Below are 16,011 nucleotides of genomic sequence, written 5' to 3' on the forward strand. Positions count from 1 at the left end.
CGTTCCGCTCTGCCCGGAGACACACATGACCTGGACCGATTTACAATCCGCTCTTGAAGGGCAGGGCTATGTCGCATCCGACGACCTAGCAGTTGCTCTCCATCTGGCGCTGACGTTGGAGCGGCCTCTTCTTCTGGAGGGCGCCGCGGGCGTAGGTAAGACAGAGGTTGCGCGCACCCTGAGCGATGCGCGCGACACCAAGTTGCTCCGACTGCAATGCTATGAGGGGCTTGACGCCGCTCAGGCCATCTACGAATGGAACTACCAGCGGCAATTGCTGACGATCCGCGCCGCCGCCGAAGATGGTGAGACGGGCAAAAGCGTTGAAGAGCGTATTTTTTCCCGTGATTTCCTGTTGGAACGCCCTCTATTGGCCGCCATTACCCAGGACACGCCGCCTGTTTTGTTGATTGACGAAATTGACCGCGCTGATGTGGAATTCGAAGCCTACTTGCTGGAAGTTCTGGCCGACTATCAAGTGACTGTGCCAGAACTCGGCACCATCACGGCCTCTAGCAAGCCGATCGTGATCCTGACCTCAAACGGCACACGCGATCTATCCGATGCACTGCGTCGTCGCTGCCTTTACACCTATGTCGATTATCCGGACCGACAGACAGAACTTGCAATCCTCAAAGCCCGCTGCCCTGCGATTGAGGCGCGTCTTGGCGCGCAAGTCGTAGGCTTTGTACAAAAGCTTCGCGAGGAGGAACTGGAAAAGACACCCGGCATCGCTGAGATGCTCGATTTTGCTGCCGCCTTGATGGGACTTGGGATTGCGGATCTGACCGACGATCCAACCGTGCTGCACTCCACCTTAACCACGCTGCTGAAAACTCAAAGCGATCAGGCACAGATCACCGCTGAAGTCGCGGCCCGCATCGCGGGGAAGGCCGCATGAGCCGGGTTTCCAAATTTGCGGCGCGTGATCCGGGGCCAGCGGCCCGTGTCGCCGGGTTCATTGCGCATTTGCGCCAGAACGGCCTTCGCCTAGGTGTGGCAGAGGCAGAGCTTGCCTTGCGTGCCCTCGGAGAGGTCAATGCCGCTGTCCCGAATGAAAGCCGTCGCGCGTTGCGGGCCATCTGCACAGGATGCAAGGATGAGGCCGAACGGTTCGACGGCCTCTTCGATAGTTTTTGGATGGATTCCGGTCGGGTGAAGCAAATGGCCGTGCCCAAGGCGCAGTCTGCGCTCAGCGATAACGTGCATTCCTCTAGTCAAGCCAAGGGTCAGGATATGGGCGCATCGGGCAGCGCCATCGCTCCTGATTCCGGTGACGGCGAGGCCGACAGCGACGGCACCGGTAAACTTATCGCAACTCAGCAACGCAATCTCAGCCGCCGCGATCTGCGTGATCTGGTCCGCGCGGATGATATCGCAGAGGCCGAAGCAGTTGCGCGTCGCATCGGTGCCGCTTTGCGCGACCGACGTTCGCGCCGTCGGATCGCCGCCCGCAAAGGCGACCGCCTGCATTTTCGCAAGACCATTCGCCTGAGCCTTGCGACAGGAGGGGAACCTCTGCAGCTCTTGCGCAAGTCTCGCCCAGATCGCAGCCGCAAAATCGTTGCGCTTTGCGATGTATCGGGATCGATGAGCGTCTATGCACAAGTTTTCCTTGCTTTTCTCGCTGGGCTGATGCGCGCTGACAAAGATGCCGACGCTTATCTTTTTCACACACGGCTGGTACGCATCACTGAAGCATTGCGCGACAAAGATGCACTGCGTGCAATTGGTCGGATGTCGCTGATGGCAGATGGCTTCGGCGGTGGATCAAAGATCGGGCCATCGTTGCAACGCTTTGCCGATACCTATGCGCGGCGCTTTGTAGATGGCCGGTCTGTCGTAGTGATCCTGTCGGACGGCTATGATACCGAGCCACCAGCAATCCTGGCAGCAGCGCTTGAGAAGCTGAGAAAACGCGGCTGTAAGATCATCTGGCTCAATCCACTGAAGGGCTGGAGCGAATACGCGCCCATAGCTGGCGGAATGGCTGCGGCCTTGCCTTATCTCGACCTTTTTCAACCGGCCAACACCCTTGCCGATCTTGCCGCCCTGGAACCAAAATTGGTGACGCTATGAGTCCAGCAGAGATCCTAGACACGGACCTTGCCGATGCGGCACAAGACCTGCGTGACCGGCAAGAACCTTTCGCCTTCGCGACAATCGTGCGCACTGCGGGGGCGACGGCGGCCAAGCCGGGTGCTAAAGCGCTGCTCAGCGCGGACGGGACAATCCTGCATGGATGGCTTGGTGGCGGATGCACGCGTGGCGCGGTCAAACGCGCTGCGGTAGAGGCTTTGCGCGCCGGTCAGCCGCAACTGGTTTCTGTCGCGCCCGAGGAACTCCTGGAAGAAATGGGCGTGATAGCGGGGGATGAGATCGACGGGACGCGCTTTGCGCGCAATGGTTGCCCGTCAAAAGGCACCGTCGACATTTTTATCGAGCCCTGTTTGCCAATGCCCGAACTTGTCGTGCTTGGCGCATCCCCTGTGGCCCAAGCGCTTAGTTCCCTGGCACCGCAATTCCACTGGTCGGTTTCTGGCACCACGTCGGCTGATACGACGTGCAATCGACGACGCTTCGTTGTCATTGCGACGCAAGGCCAAGGAGATCTGGACGCGCTCAAATCCGTGCTGACAGATTTGCCCGACTATGTTGCCTTCGTCGGAAGCGCTCGGAAATTCGCGACACTGGCTGAAAAACTAAAGACCGCCGGCATAACGCCCGAGGCCATCAACACCGTCCACGCCCCGGCGGGTCTGGACCTGGGGGCGGTCACGCCCGAGGAAATAGCGCTGTCGATCCTTGCGCAGTTAGTCCGTGTCAGACGGCAGACTGTGGGGCTTGCCGATGGCTGATGTTGCCGCGATCCTTCTGGCCGCCGGTCTTTCCCGTCGCATGGGGGCGCAAAACAAGCTGCTGTTTCCAATAGACGGCGTACCGATGATCCGCCGTGTAGCCATGGCTTACTTAGGCGCCATTGATACTGACCTGACGGTGGTAACAGGACATGAGGTGAGCGCCGTGCGCCGGGCATTATCAGGGCTAGCTGTTTCTTTGGTTCACAATGCAAACTTCACCAGCGGCCAGCAGAGCTCGGTTGCCACGGGATTGCATTGTGCACCTGACGCCCATCTGCTTCTGATCGGCTTGGGTGATCAGCCGCTATTGACCACTCAGGATCTGCAAGATCTGATTGCCGCTCACATTGCAGGTGATGCGACTAAAGTGACGATACCTGTCCATAACGGCGCACGAGGCAATCCAATTACTATCCCGCAGCTATTGCGCCGGCGATTGCTGGAAAACCCCGTACGCCCCGGCTGCTTGGGCTTTACGCGCGATCATCCCGAACATGTACAAGCCGCTACGCTGCCATCGCCAGGGTTCTACACCGATGTCGATACCCCGGATGACTATGCGACCCATTTGGAAACCGCGAACGAGCCGATCTCATGAGCCGACTTCTGATCTGGATGCGCGGGCGTCTTAAATCGCTCGAAATGACCACTGAACAAGCAGACAACATAAGATTTCCCTGTTGCTAAGAAGGACTAGACTATGGAACTGAAGGACGAAATCATCATCAACGCCCCGAAAGATCGCGTCTATGCGGCACTGAATGATCCCGAGGTGTTGAAACAATGCATCCCGGGATGTGAAGAACTAATCAAGCATTCTGATACTGAACTGGAGGCCAAGGTCTTGCTCAAAGTAGGGCCCGTCAAGGCGCGGTTCGGAGGCAATGTCACCCTGGACCAGACCGGCGCCCCTGATGCATTCTCACTGTCTGGTCAGGGCAATGGTGGTACCGCTGGTCATGCAAAGGGTGGCGCAGATGTGACGCTGAGTGCAGACGGCGACAAAACGATCCTGCGCTATGAAGCCAAGGCCGAGATTGGCGGAAAACTGGCTCAGCTCGGCAGTCGTTTAATCCAGAGCACAGCCAAGAAGCTCGCAGGAAAATTCTTCAAGTCCTTCGCTGATGTAGTGAATGAAGACGCGATGATTTGATCTTAATGGGTGGAGATGAAGCAGTTCTGTAAGCTTGCTCCACCCGCTAACGATCCGAATGGAAATTTGCACCGTTCCAGCAACAACAAATGTGCCGCATATGCGAGCGGAAGCTGCAGGAGCAAGGATCAAGTATTAAGATTCTGGTAAGTCCACTCATCCATCATTAGCTACTTGGTTCTAAACGCTTGATCTGAACATTTGCCGTCGGTTGCCATAGATTCACAGTTTTTCTTTTGCGCTCATCTGCCTATTGCAACTCGGACATGAACGTCTGGTTTTCGCTCTGGTGCCCCGATCTTACCGGCGAGGCCTGTAGAAGGTTTTTCTATCTATAACCCGCGTACTGCTCATAATTCTGGAATAAGTATAGAAAAATTCTCACCACTTTTTGCCCAGGCACCTAGCGTAAGTGCGCCAGAAACTAACGATCAACGTAATATAGCTTACCTAAATGCACTCTGGTTAGTATTTCTGTCCTCGAAAAAAGCGACGCTTGGAATCTTTCTCCTTGAGGGAGAACTGGGGGGCAATTTAGACCGAGAAAGGGAATGTGATAATTCAACCAATCGATAGTGACTTAATATTCAGATATTTAAGTGAAATATGGCTGATGTGGAAGAATGCCATACTAGGTCATTGACATATTATTTATACACGTAAAGTGGAGGGGCAGGGGGCAAGTTAAAGTTCTTGCTGCCTGGTTTGTATCCGCAACAGAATAATCGCCTTGGTAACTTGACCAACGTTGTAAAAAGGGGAGTGTTTGGCGGTTTTTCTTGACTAAAAGATGGGCCGATCCCCATTTAGCTCAGGCCGACTTCTTTCCCAACACTCCGGGCCACGATCGGACTGGGTCGCCTCCGGATGCTTGGCTCATGCGCCGCAAGCGACGACTTACTTGTCGTCGCCACGGCTTAGAAACTTGGAAAAGTAACCAAGTTCTTTCCTACACGGAAGCAAACACGTGTAGCCTGAGCGGGTACTCACGCTTGGTTCGGCACGTCTCTTTCTGCGACAGTAAAGCGTTGATTTTTGAAACACGCCCTAGGGTAACATCCGGGATAATCCAAGAATGCTTCGGCCTTAGCACCGATTACCGACATTCTTAACTATGCTCCAAAAGTCTCATATTTGATCTGATCGCTCATGACGCCTGCAGCCTCCAATCCAGTTTTCAAACCGGTCATAAACTCCAGAGGGCCGCAGATCATATAGTGCGCGTCCGGCCCCGCCCTGATCGCCAACAAGTCCTTAGCAGTGATCCGGCCATGGATGTCAAACGTTTCGCCTAGAAGATCGGTCCTTTCCGGTGAACTGAAGAATATCAATCGGGTGGCATTCGGGTTTCCCGCAATCAGCTGATCAACCTCACGGCCAAACGCATGGGCGCGCCCACTTCGAGCTCCATGGACATACCACACTGGCCGATGGTTTTCTTCTGCTGAGGCTTCGTAAAGCATTGCAAGCATCGGAGTCAGGCCGACACCAGCGCTGATGAGAACTAATGGATTGTCATCTTTGGGGAGTACAAAGTTACCAGCGGGCGGCTTTGCCTCGATCACATCGCCCACGTGCACCTCGTCATGTAGGAATTGCGACCCGATACCGCCTGCCTCGCGTTTTACGCTTATCCTGTAGTTCTGAATCGCGACCGAGCCAGATAGTGTGTATGTCCGACGTACCTTCGCCCCATGACCTGGGATGTCCAAGGCAATCGGCAAATGCTGTCCTGCAAGAAAAGGTGTCACCGCCTCGCCGTTCGTGGGTGCCAGATGGAAAGAGGTGATGTGCTCGGCTTCTAAGACCTTGTCGATCACGGTCAGTTTTGTCATCGTCGCAGGGTCTGCAGACCACCTCAGAGAAAGCGCGGCTGGTCTGTCGATGACAGATTCTATCTCTACATCAATCACACGAAGGATGCTTGGATCGCGCGCTTCCTCCGGGTCCCACTCGACCGAAGCCCGACCCGTCAAATGCAAAAGCCCGCCAGTTGAGAAGTCGACAAAGAGCAACCCAACACGCGGATCTTCGAGCAGGTTCCCGATCGTGTTGAAGAAGTTATTGCCGGTATAGTCGGGGATGCGCAGGCGCTTCGGCCCAACTACCCGGACGAATCCTGGGTCACCGCCACGATGGGAAGCGTCATAGCCGTCGGAGTGCGCTTCGTTAGAGCTTTGTCGCCCCGATCCGATGAATAGAGTGTCAGCGGCGCCTATGTGTTTGATTTGTTCGGAGCTGAGTTGAGTAGACGTCGTCGCTTCAATCGTCATCGCCCTATCGGCTCGCCACCAATTCCGCTCGTTGATATACTTCGGACAATTCCCAAAGGTCTGATGGATATCGACTGCAAAGCCATCCTTGGTTGGACGCGACTTACCGCTGAAGCGGTTGCGGCGGCGCGTAGCGAGTTCGATGCCAACCACGCCGATATCGGTGCCAGCCATAATCGATTCGCTCAGCGGATCTTGTGGATCAATCCGTGTTGCAAGCGTCAGCGTCTGAGAGTCTGGTGACCCAATAAATCCTTCCTCGCCTTCGATGATCGTCGCCCACACTCGTCCCTGGTTATCGCTGGAGGCAGCAACCAGAAACGGTTGTGCTTGATAAAAAGCGCGGTGTTGATCTGGCATGTGATTTCGGATGAAGGGCGACACGCGTTTGGAAAGCCCCCTAACACCCGCGCGTTCTTGTGCAGCCAGTTCGCCCGGATGAAATGGGGTTTCTTCGTCCAACATCGTTTTGTCCTTCTTTCTCAATCTTGTCATCAAAGTCGCTGTACGCTCAGGTCCGGGTTATCGTCCGCAAGCAACCCCATGACCCAACAGTCCAATCGACTTTCGGGGTGCTCTGCACGGTTGCGTCAGTTGCCGCCTCGCGTTTATGCGGGCGCGACCTTAGCTACGTTGCGTCCGTTCATGCCGACTTAGTCAAGGCGCGCGTTTTCAATCACGGTTTCCCGAGTCGATGATGAGACGGCGCTTCGTTCGCCTTCGCAAATGTCCATTGAACTACTCGGCAGCAAGACCAACGGCGGTGGCTGGCATCGCTTGAAAACCGGTCAGCGCTTCGAACCTTGCAATCCAGGCACGGACATTCGGGTACGGCGCGAGTGAAATATTCCCTTCTGGCGCATGGGCTGTGTAGGAATAGGCCGCAACATCAGCGATGGTCGGTTGATCGCCAACAAGCCAGTCGCGACCGTCCAGCCCAAATTCCAGTTTTTGCATTGCTTTCGCCGCGGTTGCAGCTGCAAAGTTCTCGTCCAGAGGTGCGCCAAACACCGTAATCAACCTTGCAGCACATGAGCCAAATGCAATTTCACCTGCAGCGAGTGTCAGCCATTGCTGCACGTTCGCTTCTCCTACGGCATCACTTGGTATCCAGTCGGGTGCGTATTTGCGGGCTAAGTAAACTAATATTGCGTTTGAGTCAGAAATGACGGCGTCGCCATCTTCCAGCACGGGCACCTGTCCATTCGGGTTCATGGCAAGGAAGTCAGGCGTTTTGTGCTCACCAGCGGCGAGATCTACAAAGACAGCTTCATGGGCAATCCCTGCGAGCTTAGCAAAAACCAAAGCGCGATGCGCGTGACCTGATTTGGGGAAGTGATGAATACGAACCGGGTTTGACATTTAAGGGCTCCTGCTGGGGTTGGTCATTTACCAAAACAGATACGACTTGCACATTTGCGCGATAATCGTCAATTTTTGAGAAAGTTTAGGCCCTGAGGGGGCGGAATAAGCTATGGATAAGATTGACCGCATGCGAGCCTTTGCGCTTGTCGCAAAGAACGCCTCTTTCACACTTGCCGCACAGCGTATGGGACGATCCGCGCGGCAGGTTAGCAAATACGTCGCGGATCTGGAAGAAGCGCTAGGCGTTCAGCTTCTGAACAGAACCACACGCAGTGTATCCCTGACGGATGTCGGCGCCACGTATCTGGCGATGTGTGAACCACTTCTTGACGGGTTCGACGAGTTGGAAGAAACCGTCAGGAACCAACAAACGGCTTTACGCGGTGTCATCCATATCTCGGCTCCGACGGGATTTGGATCGGTGCGGCTCGCGCCTTCTCTTGCGGTATTCGCCGCACAGCATCCGGAAGTTGAAATCGACCTTCGTCTCTCGGATCGAAGGGTGTCAATTATTGACGAAGGTCTGGATCTCGCGATCCGCATCGGACCGATGAGAGACAGTTCACTTAGAGTACGCCAGCTTGGCCCAATGCCTTTGCTAGTCTGTGCATCTCCAGACTATTTGAAGCGCACAGGTATACCGGCGCATCCACGTGCACTGGAGACGTATGAGTGCATTTTAGACGGCAACATGACGGATCCTACGATCTGGCGCTTCGATTTAGAAGGTCGGGAAATTGCGGTCCATGTTAACGGTCGGCTTCGCGCCAATGCACCGGCAGCATCAGCACGGCTGGCAGCCACGGGAATAGGGGTTGCCCGTTGTCCGGCCTACACAGTTTCAGAAGCTCTAAAGACACGAGAATTGGTCGAGCTCTTCGCCGAGAATCGCGTTACACCCTATGTGGTCGCCGCACTTTTTCCGCAGAATCGCCGACTGACGACCCGCGTGCGCGCCCTTATTGATCATCTTGCAAGCGACACGTCGCTTTGCTCTGACTTAAAGGGGTGATGAAGCAAAACCGGTTAATAAAAGCCGTTACGATGTGCAGCTTCCTTTGAAGCTCCTGCTTCTCAGTATATCTTAACGAGCTCCGCCTTGACTGAGACCCGCCAATTGCAGCTTGAAGCTGCGTTCAGGATCACCGCGGAGAATGACTGCAGTGAACCCAAAACAGCCGATGCTACACTTCGATGAGAGTGAGGTTTGGGTCGTGCTCTTATCATTGAGCCTGCTTAACTGAACTGGTCCACCACTATATTTAGTGAACGGATGCCCAAGAATGGCCAATAAGCGACCAAAGCCGGAAGAGATTGTCTTGAAGCTACGACAGTTTGAGCTGCTGATGGGACAAGGGATATTCCGTCTTGATGCAATCAGACAAATCGGTGTTGTTTAACAGACCTACTGCCATTGGCGCAGGCAAGGAGCCGTTGAAGGCGCCATTGGTTCGAGCCCAACGGCGAATGCGGAATGGGTGTAGATCAATTGAAGGAACTGAAGCGGCTCCAGAAGGAGAACGAGCATCTAAGACTTGCCGTATCTGATCTGACACTGGGCAGGCTGACCCTTAAGGAGGAGGCAAAGGAAAACTACAAAACTCGCTCGTCGTCGCGCCTGCATTGAACATGTGCGTAGCGAATTCAAAGTGTCTGAGCACAGAACCTGCCGAGTACTGGGGCAACATCGTTCGACCCAAAAGGATCTCCCGATGGCGCGTGCGATGAGAACCGGTTGATTGCCATCATGATCGAACGGCCAGACAATTTGGTCGCGGCTGCTATCGTCGGATTATAGTTTTGCTCGAACCAGTCTTCCATTTGAACGCGGTCGGATTGTACCTCGCATCCAGCCTGAACCGGATCGTTGGTCAATGGGTAACGGCACCTAGCGTCATTTTCCTGGGATTGCGCCGCGAAGCACCAACCTGAGCCGAGCGTTCAGATGCGTCAACCCGCTTTTAGTTCAGGTTGCCATTTGTCCCAAAATCCCTATCGACGGAAAGTGTTTCGTACAGCTCCAACAACCGTTTCGCCTGCGCGTTCCAGCTATACTCTTTGTTAAGTATCTCGAGGGAGGTATCCGTGAGTTTATAGGCTTCGCGGTTCTCAGCAACTTTCTTTATGGCTACGGCGATAGCAAGTGGGTCGGTTTGATCCATAGCGACGCCATGACCCAATACTCTGACAAATTCCCTTTGATCAGGGCGATCTGGAACGCAAACCGGCAGCCTAGCAAATGTGGCCTCAAACAGTTTGTTCGGCATCGAGTGTAGATAACTCAACCCGATGTTTTGTGAAGCGCTCGCTGCAAGCGTAGCATCTGATACAACGTAGGGTACTGCTTCGGCAGGAACGGGCGCCAGCAAGTGAATTCGGTCAGCAACGCCCAGTTCCTCGGCGATACCCATAATCCAAGCGTCGTTGGGTTCCTTGCGTGGCCCAAGGTTTGCAATATGAAAACCAGGTAAGTGGACTAATGCTGCAGCGAGTTTGTCCACGCCACGGTTTTCTCGTTGGATCCCACCAATGTAAGCGATCAATGGAACGTCTTCTGGCAGATCTAGCAGATCACGAAGCCGGTTTCCGCCTCGGTCAGTTTCACTTCGAGCAATGTCGGGTGAGTTATAGATTAAAGTAGGCTTACTCTTTGTGAAGCGCTCAGAGTAGAGTTCAGCAATTCCCTTAGAAACTGTGATCACATGATCTGTTTGCTTCAGGCAATCGTCTTCCAGTTTCTTCGTTAGTTCCTGCACATCTGTATGGAGTCCGGCACGTTCGGCTTCATACTCATGAGCGTCATAAATAAGTTTACCATTGCCTCGCTTTGCGAGCGCCACACCTGCAGGCAAAGTTAGCAAATCGTGGGCATGAACTATGTCGAAAGTACTGTCGTCCAGCACGGGTAACAGGTTTTGCATGAATACCAGCCCCCGAATTGCGCCGAGGCTCTCCCAACTTGCGGCAAGTTCTTTTTTTTCGCGGTCAAGTTGGGCGATAAGTTCAAATTGCCTTGCAACACCGGGCGCGCCGATGCCTATTTTGTTTAAGCTTCTTATAACCTTGTGATGCAGTTTGCGCCGCATTCGAGCGGTACCACGCGCAGATTTATAATAGTATTTGTTTAACGGAGATTGTGCGCAGCAAAACTGAAGGCGTTCTAGCTGACGCTTCTTCTCAAGATAGTCGTCAAACCGTTTTGTTACTTCTGCTCCCGAGTACTCTAAAAATGGAAGTTTGTTGACAATTTCTCTGTCCAGAGTGGAGCGTTCGAAACAGCGGAAACGCTTAATCTTGATGTTCGAGATCGTTTCGTTTTTCTCTCGGTTTCCAAGCTGGTTGCAAAAGACATGAACATTATGCCCTGCATCAGCAAGAACGCGAGCTTGTTTAAAAACACGCGCATCTTGCGTTACTTCGCTGTAATTCAAGATTGCGATGCGCTTCCGATTGACAATATTCATCGCTGTTTTTGCTCGCTTTAATGTGGTGAGGTCAATTGCTGAATTTTGGATTTGTTTGTCTGATTGGCCAATCTTTTTACTGTCGTCAAACTATCTGAAGTTATGATTTGGATCTAGAGATCACCCTAATATGGTCAGAAAAACTTCTCTTCGTCCTAATCCGAATAGACCCATTGGTGTGCACACCGCAGCCTAGCAGAATCGGTAACATCCCAGCCATGTTACTTCTCATTTCCGATGGGCGAATGCATAAGATGGAATATCTTGGGAAGAGAAAAATATAATCCCCATCCTAATCAAACGGGGTCAAACTGCGGATCATAGACGGTTCCGAACGCTTCGTCAGGGCTCGGCATTTCCTTTTCGTAAGTCTCTACTAGCACAGTTTTGTTAACAAAATGCTTGATCGAAAGATTCTCTGATATGGAATTTTTTCCCCAAGTCCCACACCCCATGGTAAGCGTGAATGGTAGTGCATTATTCATCCCGCCGCCATTACCGAATGTGTGAGCCTGGTTCACGAGAACACGCGCAACGTCGACTTTCTCAGCGAGCGCTACCGAGCGTTCTTTTCTAGTGGTATGAATGCCTACGGAATGTCCGGCACCCTCGTAGTCAAGAATATCGTTGCAAATATCGATGGCGCCGGCAAAGTCTTTCGCTTTGTACACCGAAAGTACAAGTGCAAGCTTTTCTCCGGAAAGAGGAGCTTCTTTTCCGATTTGAGACTGAGGAACCAATATGAAGCGCTTTGAATTCGGGAGCTTCATTTCAAACAGTTTCTGAAGGGTAGAGATGTCTTTCCCTACGGCTTGACGGTTTACGGCACCATTTGTAAACAACTTTTCCTCAATCCTGCCTACTTCTGTAGGAGTCGCGAGGTAACCCCCAGCAGTCTCTAACTCTGAAATCATTGTTTCGTAAACACTTTCGAGCAAAATGACCGAGTTTTCCGAACTGCAGGATGTGGCGTTGTCGAAAGTCTTTGACGCCACAATTTTCGCGGCCGCGTCTTTAATATCCGCGGTCTCATCGACAATTACAGGAACATTGCCTTTGCCGACGCCTATACAGGGTGTGCCACTGCTGTAACCTCTCCGAACGTTTGTCTGGTCACCAGTGACCAGGAGGAGGTCGACATTTCGTGCAAGATAGTCAGCCTTGTCGAATGATATAGGTGCATGTAGCACTTGGAACAATTCAGTCGGGGCGCCGATAGCTCGCAATGCGTCATCGAAATATGATTTCAGTTTTTGAGCAGTGCGCAAACCGGCAGGCGAAGGGCTGATTATGATTGAGTTTCCACCCTTGACCGCCATGAGTGCCTGATTTGCCGGAGTTGCTGCAGGGTTAGTCGAGGGCGTTAGGCTACCGATGACGCCAACAGGCTTTACCCATTCCGTTATGCCGCGCTCTGGATCTTCAAAGATCTTTCCAACTGTTGGAGTCGCGAGTAAGTCGCAAAGTGTTCCAAATGTTTTCCGACGGTTCTTTAGTATTTTATCCTCAATGTTTCCAAGGCCAGTATCGGCAACTGCCATTTCCGCCAGGGTGCGCGCATGGTCCTGTCGATAGATCGCCCAAGCTAGTGCTCGCACAACGTTGTCGATCTGGTTCTGACTATATTTTGCAATTTCCTGCTGCGCGTCATGAGCTGCGGCCAGCTGTTTATCTATCTCTGAAAATGCCAAACGATTTGTCCTGAGTTTGTCGGGTTACTTCTTATTGAGGGGAGTTCAACATTGACACTATATCGTCAAATTTACGAGGCTGTTAGAGCTATCCTAATCTTAAGCACCGCTATCCATAAATTATTTCGAGTCACGAAGGCCTGCGTATATTTCGAGATTTCTTTGATGAGAGATTGCAAAGTTCCCCGATACCACTGTGTTATCAGGGAGATGCGAAATGACGATGCTGCCGATCTTGATATTGCAATTGCGTCCAATCCGCCGATTGTTCGATATCGTCGATCCAGCCCAGATTTCAGTTCCGCTACCGATCTTCGTGCCACCGGCGACCTGGCACCTAGTTCCTATCAAGCAGTCTTCGTCAATTTCGACATTATGTGCGATCTGAGTAAGGTTTCCGATGCGAACCCCATTGCCAATCATTGTGGGCGACAGGCCTCCACTATCAACACAGGTGTTTGACCCAATAGAGACATCGTTCCCGATTACGACACCACCGAGGTGTGGAAACGGCTTAAGGGCACCATTTGGCTGACGTACATGTCCGAAGCCAGGCGCCCCGATGACGCAACCAGAACAAATCTCAACGTTGTCGCCTATGCTTACGCCTGGGTAGACAGTCACATTCGGATGAATAATCACATCTGCACCAATTGCTGCTTCTTTTGAGACAGATGCAGAATGAGCAATCCAGGTATTCTCGGACGTTTGAGCAAACATAGTTTCGTCGTGGAGGCCCTTTGAGAAAGCTATTTCATCGCTGTAGAGCCCAACCAGGATCATTCTAAAGGTGTCACGTGGATTATCCACCAAAATTAGTGTTTTATCGCTCTGAGCTGCTATGTCTTTTGCTTTAGCGTCGGGTAAAATCAAAATACTTGCCGGAACAGAGATTACGTCGGCGGATACCTCGCGCGACCATGTAAGATTTATTGATTCACTTTTTCCAATCGGAGCAGGGCCTATAAAGTCGCGATGGTCTCCAACGATCCTATGGGCTACCCGCATTTTTGTAAGAAACGAGCAAAGAGCTTCGGAGTTTATTGATTGGAACAGCACGGATCAAACCTTTAGAGTAATTAATTCAAACGCTTCTGAGTATTTGACACCCTGCTGGATGCCACGAACTGCAGCAAGCCCCCGAATAAATTCAGATTCAAAATAGTTGCGGTTCTTCAGAATCTGAGACTCATACGACTGTAGTGCTCTTTGCTTCGCCGCTAGATGCTCTTCAGTAACCCGGACAAAAACCCGGCTCTCAAAGCGGAAGTTGTTCCAAGGTAGCTCGTAGCCCAGCATAGTGGTCGTTTTGAATGCGCGCAGTGACTCATTGTGAACAACTTGATGATCCTGATGAACGTCACCACCGGAAGGCGTAAAAATTATGTTTGGTTTGATTTTGCTTCTTAGTTGCACCAGATCTTCGAGAACATCTTGGCGCGAATAATTCAAGCGCCTTACTTGATAATCAAATACGTGCAGCCGCTCTTTGGGAATATCATAAGTTTCCATAGCAGCAAAAAACTCACGTTTTAGGTGGTCCTTGTCGAGGCCACTAGGCAGGGATTGCGCGGCCGTGGAAAACACTGCGACATCAACGGTTTCGCACTCCTCCATGCATCGAGCAAGCGTTGCTCCACACCCAAGCTCTACGTCGTCAGTATGTGGGGCGAGAAACAATACTCTCGCACCGCTGAAAAGACTCATGTTGCCCTCCGGTACAACGCTCTGGTTTCGATCAAAAAAGTGTTATCGGCGTTCTGGCTAGAAATCATAGGGCATTAAATATGTCTAGCAGAAAACCTCTGACTTTGTTGGAGAGATGCCAGCAACCATTTCCGATCAATAAGGTTGGGTCGTTGAGAGTCGCGCGCAAACAGTTCATCAAGGGCTACGAACCTGAATTTGCGCGAACAGTTGACAGCGCTCTTCAGGTTGCCTTCGGCAATTGGTGAGTCAGTTGAATGTTGTGGTAAGGCTTGTTTCGAATGCCGCTTAGCCTTGCGCTGGAAAAGCCCATTGGCCTGCCAACCAAAGGTCGCTTAGGCAAGAAATCAGAACGGCAACAATTCGTGACAGGTCCACAATTGCCAGATAGATGACAAGTAACGAGCCAAATCATTGCGATGGTTTTACTAGGTTGCATGCCACGCTGAGATTAACGTAAATGCGATTGCATCTGAATTTCTAGGCAGGAAACCATCTAATCTGGTTTGGACGAAGATGCGATTTTTAAGGGCTTGTCAATGAAAAGAACTATCGCTGTCGGTCACCGTCTCCCCTTCGTCAAGATTCCCCTCTTCGGTGATCGCGACCGCTTCGGTTTGATTTCGGACCGTAAAGATCCAATGTGGGACGAATGGGAGAAAGCGTGCGCGGATTTTTATCGGGCCAACCAGCGATCAGGGCTCGGAAAGTCTATCAACGACGCGGGTTACCGTGTTCTAAGTACATTTGATTTCACCGGAAAAACTGTGATCGAGATCGGGCCCGGTTATGCGCCACATTTGCCGTTCTTTAAGACGAAACCTTCGCATTACATTCTGATTGATATACGCGAAGAGTTTCTACTGAACGCCGCTGAACAATTGAGCAAGATGGGAATTTCCTACGAAACTCATCTGATCGATCCACAAAATCCGCATAAGCTACCTCTAGAGGCTGGTGTGGCAGATGTTCTGCTGACATTCTATTCTCTCGAGCACCTCTATCCATTGCAGAGTTTCGTTGAGGAATACCGACGTGTTTTGCGGCCCGACGGCCATGTTGTTGGTGCGATTCCAGCTGAAGGCGGGCTTGCCTGGGGCCTTGGAAGATACTTTACTTCGCGTCGTTGGTTGAAACGCAATACTACGATCGATCCCGACAAGCTGATCTGCTGGGAACACCCAAACTTCGCTGACCATATTCTCGATGTTCTTGGCGGGTCGTTCCACTTCAAAAAATTGACATATTGGCCGCTTGGTATTCCATTGATCGATACAAATTTGATAGTTTCCTTCGTCGCAAAAACTCGACATGACGAATGATTGCAAGGCAGCATCCGCTATGAGTAGGTCGGTTCTCGTCATCACGGGGAACGGATCGCCGGCCCGAGCAGCTGCAAATATCTATGCAAAAGCTTTCTCTGAGGCAGGCTACACTATTCATTTCATTGAGAATACGATAGGTCCAAGGCGCATCGCGAGTTTCTTCTGGAAACGG

13 protein-coding genes and 1 pseudogene are annotated in these 16,011 nt (G+C 52.0%); 8 read left to right on the forward strand and 6 right to left on the reverse strand.

Annotated features, from left to right (window positions below; all coding sequences use genetic code 11):
• Positions 1-25: 25 nt before the first annotated feature.
• The 5 genes from ACR0AU_RS09935 to ACR0AU_RS09955 all read left to right on the forward strand — a co-directional run bounded on the left by ACR0AU_RS09935 (position 26) and on the right by ACR0AU_RS09955 (position 4,014).
• Positions 26-901, forward strand: coding sequence for an AAA family ATPase (locus tag ACR0AU_RS09935; RefSeq protein ID WP_170594367.1), 876 nt, complete (start codon positions 26-28; stop codon positions 899-901).
• Positions 898-2,079 carry a vWA domain-containing protein gene (locus ACR0AU_RS09940; protein WP_480795631.1) on the forward strand — a complete coding sequence of 394 codons (1,182 nt, stop codon included), beginning with the start codon at positions 898-900 and terminating at the stop codon, positions 2,077-2,079. Before ACR0AU_RS09935 ends, ACR0AU_RS09940 begins: the two co-directional genes overlap by 4 nt.
• Positions 2,076-2,858: an XdhC family protein gene (locus ACR0AU_RS09945; RefSeq protein ID WP_170564287.1), complete on the forward strand. Its 783-nt coding sequence runs from the start codon at positions 2,076-2,078 to the stop codon at positions 2,856-2,858. Before ACR0AU_RS09940 ends, ACR0AU_RS09945 begins: the two co-directional genes overlap by 4 nt.
• Positions 2,851-3,459 carry a nucleotidyltransferase family protein gene (locus ACR0AU_RS09950; RefSeq protein WP_480795632.1) on the forward strand — a complete coding sequence of 203 codons (609 nt, stop codon included), beginning with the start codon at positions 2,851-2,853 and terminating at the stop codon, positions 3,457-3,459. Before ACR0AU_RS09945 ends, ACR0AU_RS09950 begins: the two co-directional genes overlap by 8 nt.
• Before the next feature lie 102 nt (positions 3,460-3,561).
• Positions 3,562-4,014, forward strand: coding sequence for an SRPBCC family protein (locus ACR0AU_RS09955; RefSeq protein ID WP_170513592.1), 453 nt, complete (start codon positions 3,562-3,564; stop codon positions 4,012-4,014).
• Positions 4,015-5,126: 1,112 nt separating this feature from the next.
• Here the strand turns inward: ACR0AU_RS09955 and ACR0AU_RS09960 are convergent.
• Both ACR0AU_RS09960 and ACR0AU_RS09965 read right to left on the reverse strand, forming a co-directional pair.
• Positions 5,127-6,752 (reverse strand): FAD-binding oxidoreductase, encoded by a 1,626-nt coding sequence (locus ACR0AU_RS09960; RefSeq protein WP_480795633.1) that lies wholly within the window; start codon positions 6,750-6,752, stop codon positions 5,127-5,129.
• Positions 6,753-7,025: 273 nt separating this feature from the next.
• Entirely contained in the window at positions 7,026-7,649 is a 624-nt protein-coding gene (locus ACR0AU_RS09965; RefSeq protein WP_170424858.1) for a glutathione S-transferase, read from the reverse strand.
• Positions 7,650-7,761: 112 nt separating this feature from the next.
• Here ACR0AU_RS09965 and ACR0AU_RS09970 point away from each other — a divergent pair, with 112 nt between their 5' ends.
• Together ACR0AU_RS09970 and ACR0AU_RS09975 are read left to right on the forward strand one after the other, a co-directional pair.
• Positions 7,762-8,664, forward strand: a complete 903-nt coding sequence (locus ACR0AU_RS09970) for a LysR family transcriptional regulator (protein ID WP_480795634.1) — start codon at positions 7,762-7,764, stop codon at positions 8,662-8,664.
• Positions 8,665-8,935: 271 nt separating this feature from the next.
• A pseudogene (locus tag ACR0AU_RS09975) lies at positions 8,936-9,458 on the forward strand (transposase family protein); the annotation flags it as partial.
• Positions 9,459-9,613: 155 nt separating this feature from the next.
• Here the strand turns inward: ACR0AU_RS09975 and ACR0AU_RS09980 are convergent.
• The 4 genes from ACR0AU_RS09980 to ACR0AU_RS09995 form a co-directional block, all read right to left on the reverse strand.
• A complete protein-coding gene (locus ACR0AU_RS09980) occupies positions 9,614-11,116 on the reverse strand; it encodes a glycosyltransferase family 4 protein (RefSeq protein ID WP_480592779.1) in 1,503 nt (500 codons plus the stop codon).
• Positions 11,117-11,412: 296 nt separating this feature from the next.
• Entirely contained in the window at positions 11,413-12,807 is a 1,395-nt protein-coding gene (sauS, locus tag ACR0AU_RS09985) for an acylating sulfoacetaldehyde dehydrogenase (RefSeq protein WP_170733057.1), read from the reverse strand.
• Positions 12,808-12,927: 120 nt separating this feature from the next.
• Positions 12,928-13,866 carry a UDP-3-O-(3-hydroxymyristoyl)glucosamine N-acyltransferase gene (locus tag ACR0AU_RS09990; RefSeq protein ID WP_170733056.1) on the reverse strand — a complete coding sequence of 313 codons (939 nt, stop codon included), beginning with the start codon at positions 13,864-13,866 and terminating at the stop codon, positions 12,928-12,930.
• 3 nt (positions 13,867-13,869) lie between these two features.
• Positions 13,870-14,514 carry a PIG-L deacetylase family protein gene (locus ACR0AU_RS09995; RefSeq protein WP_170733055.1) on the reverse strand — a complete coding sequence of 215 codons (645 nt, stop codon included), beginning with the start codon at positions 14,512-14,514 and terminating at the stop codon, positions 13,870-13,872.
• 539 nt (positions 14,515-15,053) lie between these two features.
• Between ACR0AU_RS09995 and ACR0AU_RS10000 the strand changes: the two genes are divergently transcribed.
• On the forward strand, positions 15,054-15,836 hold the full coding sequence (locus ACR0AU_RS10000) for a class I SAM-dependent methyltransferase (RefSeq protein WP_170733054.1): 783 nt from the start codon (positions 15,054-15,056) through the stop codon (positions 15,834-15,836).
• Positions 15,837-16,011: the final 175 nt, after the last annotated feature.

This window comes from Ruegeria sp. CG1 (assembly GCF_056537265.1).

What these genes read in the sequence shown, in the direction of transcription:
- ACR0AU_RS09935 (WP_170594367.1), top strand. Translation starts at nt 26, where the DNA reads ATGACCTGGACCGATTTACAATCCGCTCTTGAAGGGCAGGGCTATGTC.
- ACR0AU_RS09940 (WP_480795631.1), top strand. Translation starts at nt 898, where the DNA reads ATGAGCCGGGTTTCCAAATTTGCGGCGCGTGATCCGGGGCCAGCGGCC.
- ACR0AU_RS09945 (WP_170564287.1), top strand. Translation starts at nt 2,076, where the DNA reads ATGAGTCCAGCAGAGATCCTAGACACGGACCTTGCCGATGCGGCACAA.
- ACR0AU_RS09950 (WP_480795632.1), top strand. Translation starts at nt 2,851, where the DNA reads ATGGCTGATGTTGCCGCGATCCTTCTGGCCGCCGGTCTTTCCCGTCGC.
- ACR0AU_RS09955 (WP_170513592.1), top strand. Translation starts at nt 3,562, where the DNA reads ATGGAACTGAAGGACGAAATCATCATCAACGCCCCGAAAGATCGCGTC.
- ACR0AU_RS09960 (WP_480795633.1), bottom strand. Translation starts at nt 6,752, where the DNA reads ATGTTGGACGAAGAAACCCCATTTCATCCGGGCGAACTGGCTGCACAA.
- ACR0AU_RS09965 (WP_170424858.1), bottom strand. Translation starts at nt 7,649, where the DNA reads ATGTCAAACCCGGTTCGTATTCATCACTTCCCCAAATCAGGTCACGCG.
- ACR0AU_RS09970 (WP_480795634.1), top strand. Translation starts at nt 7,762, where the DNA reads ATGGATAAGATTGACCGCATGCGAGCCTTTGCGCTTGTCGCAAAGAAC.
- ACR0AU_RS09980 (WP_480592779.1), bottom strand. Translation starts at nt 11,116, where the DNA reads ATGAATATTGTCAATCGGAAGCGCATCGCAATCTTGAATTACAGCGAA.
- ACR0AU_RS09995 (WP_170733055.1), bottom strand. Translation starts at nt 14,514, where the DNA reads ATGAGTCTTTTCAGCGGTGCGAGAGTATTGTTTCTCGCCCCACATACT.
- ACR0AU_RS10000 (WP_170733054.1), top strand. Translation starts at nt 15,054, where the DNA reads ATGAAAAGAACTATCGCTGTCGGTCACCGTCTCCCCTTCGTCAAGATT.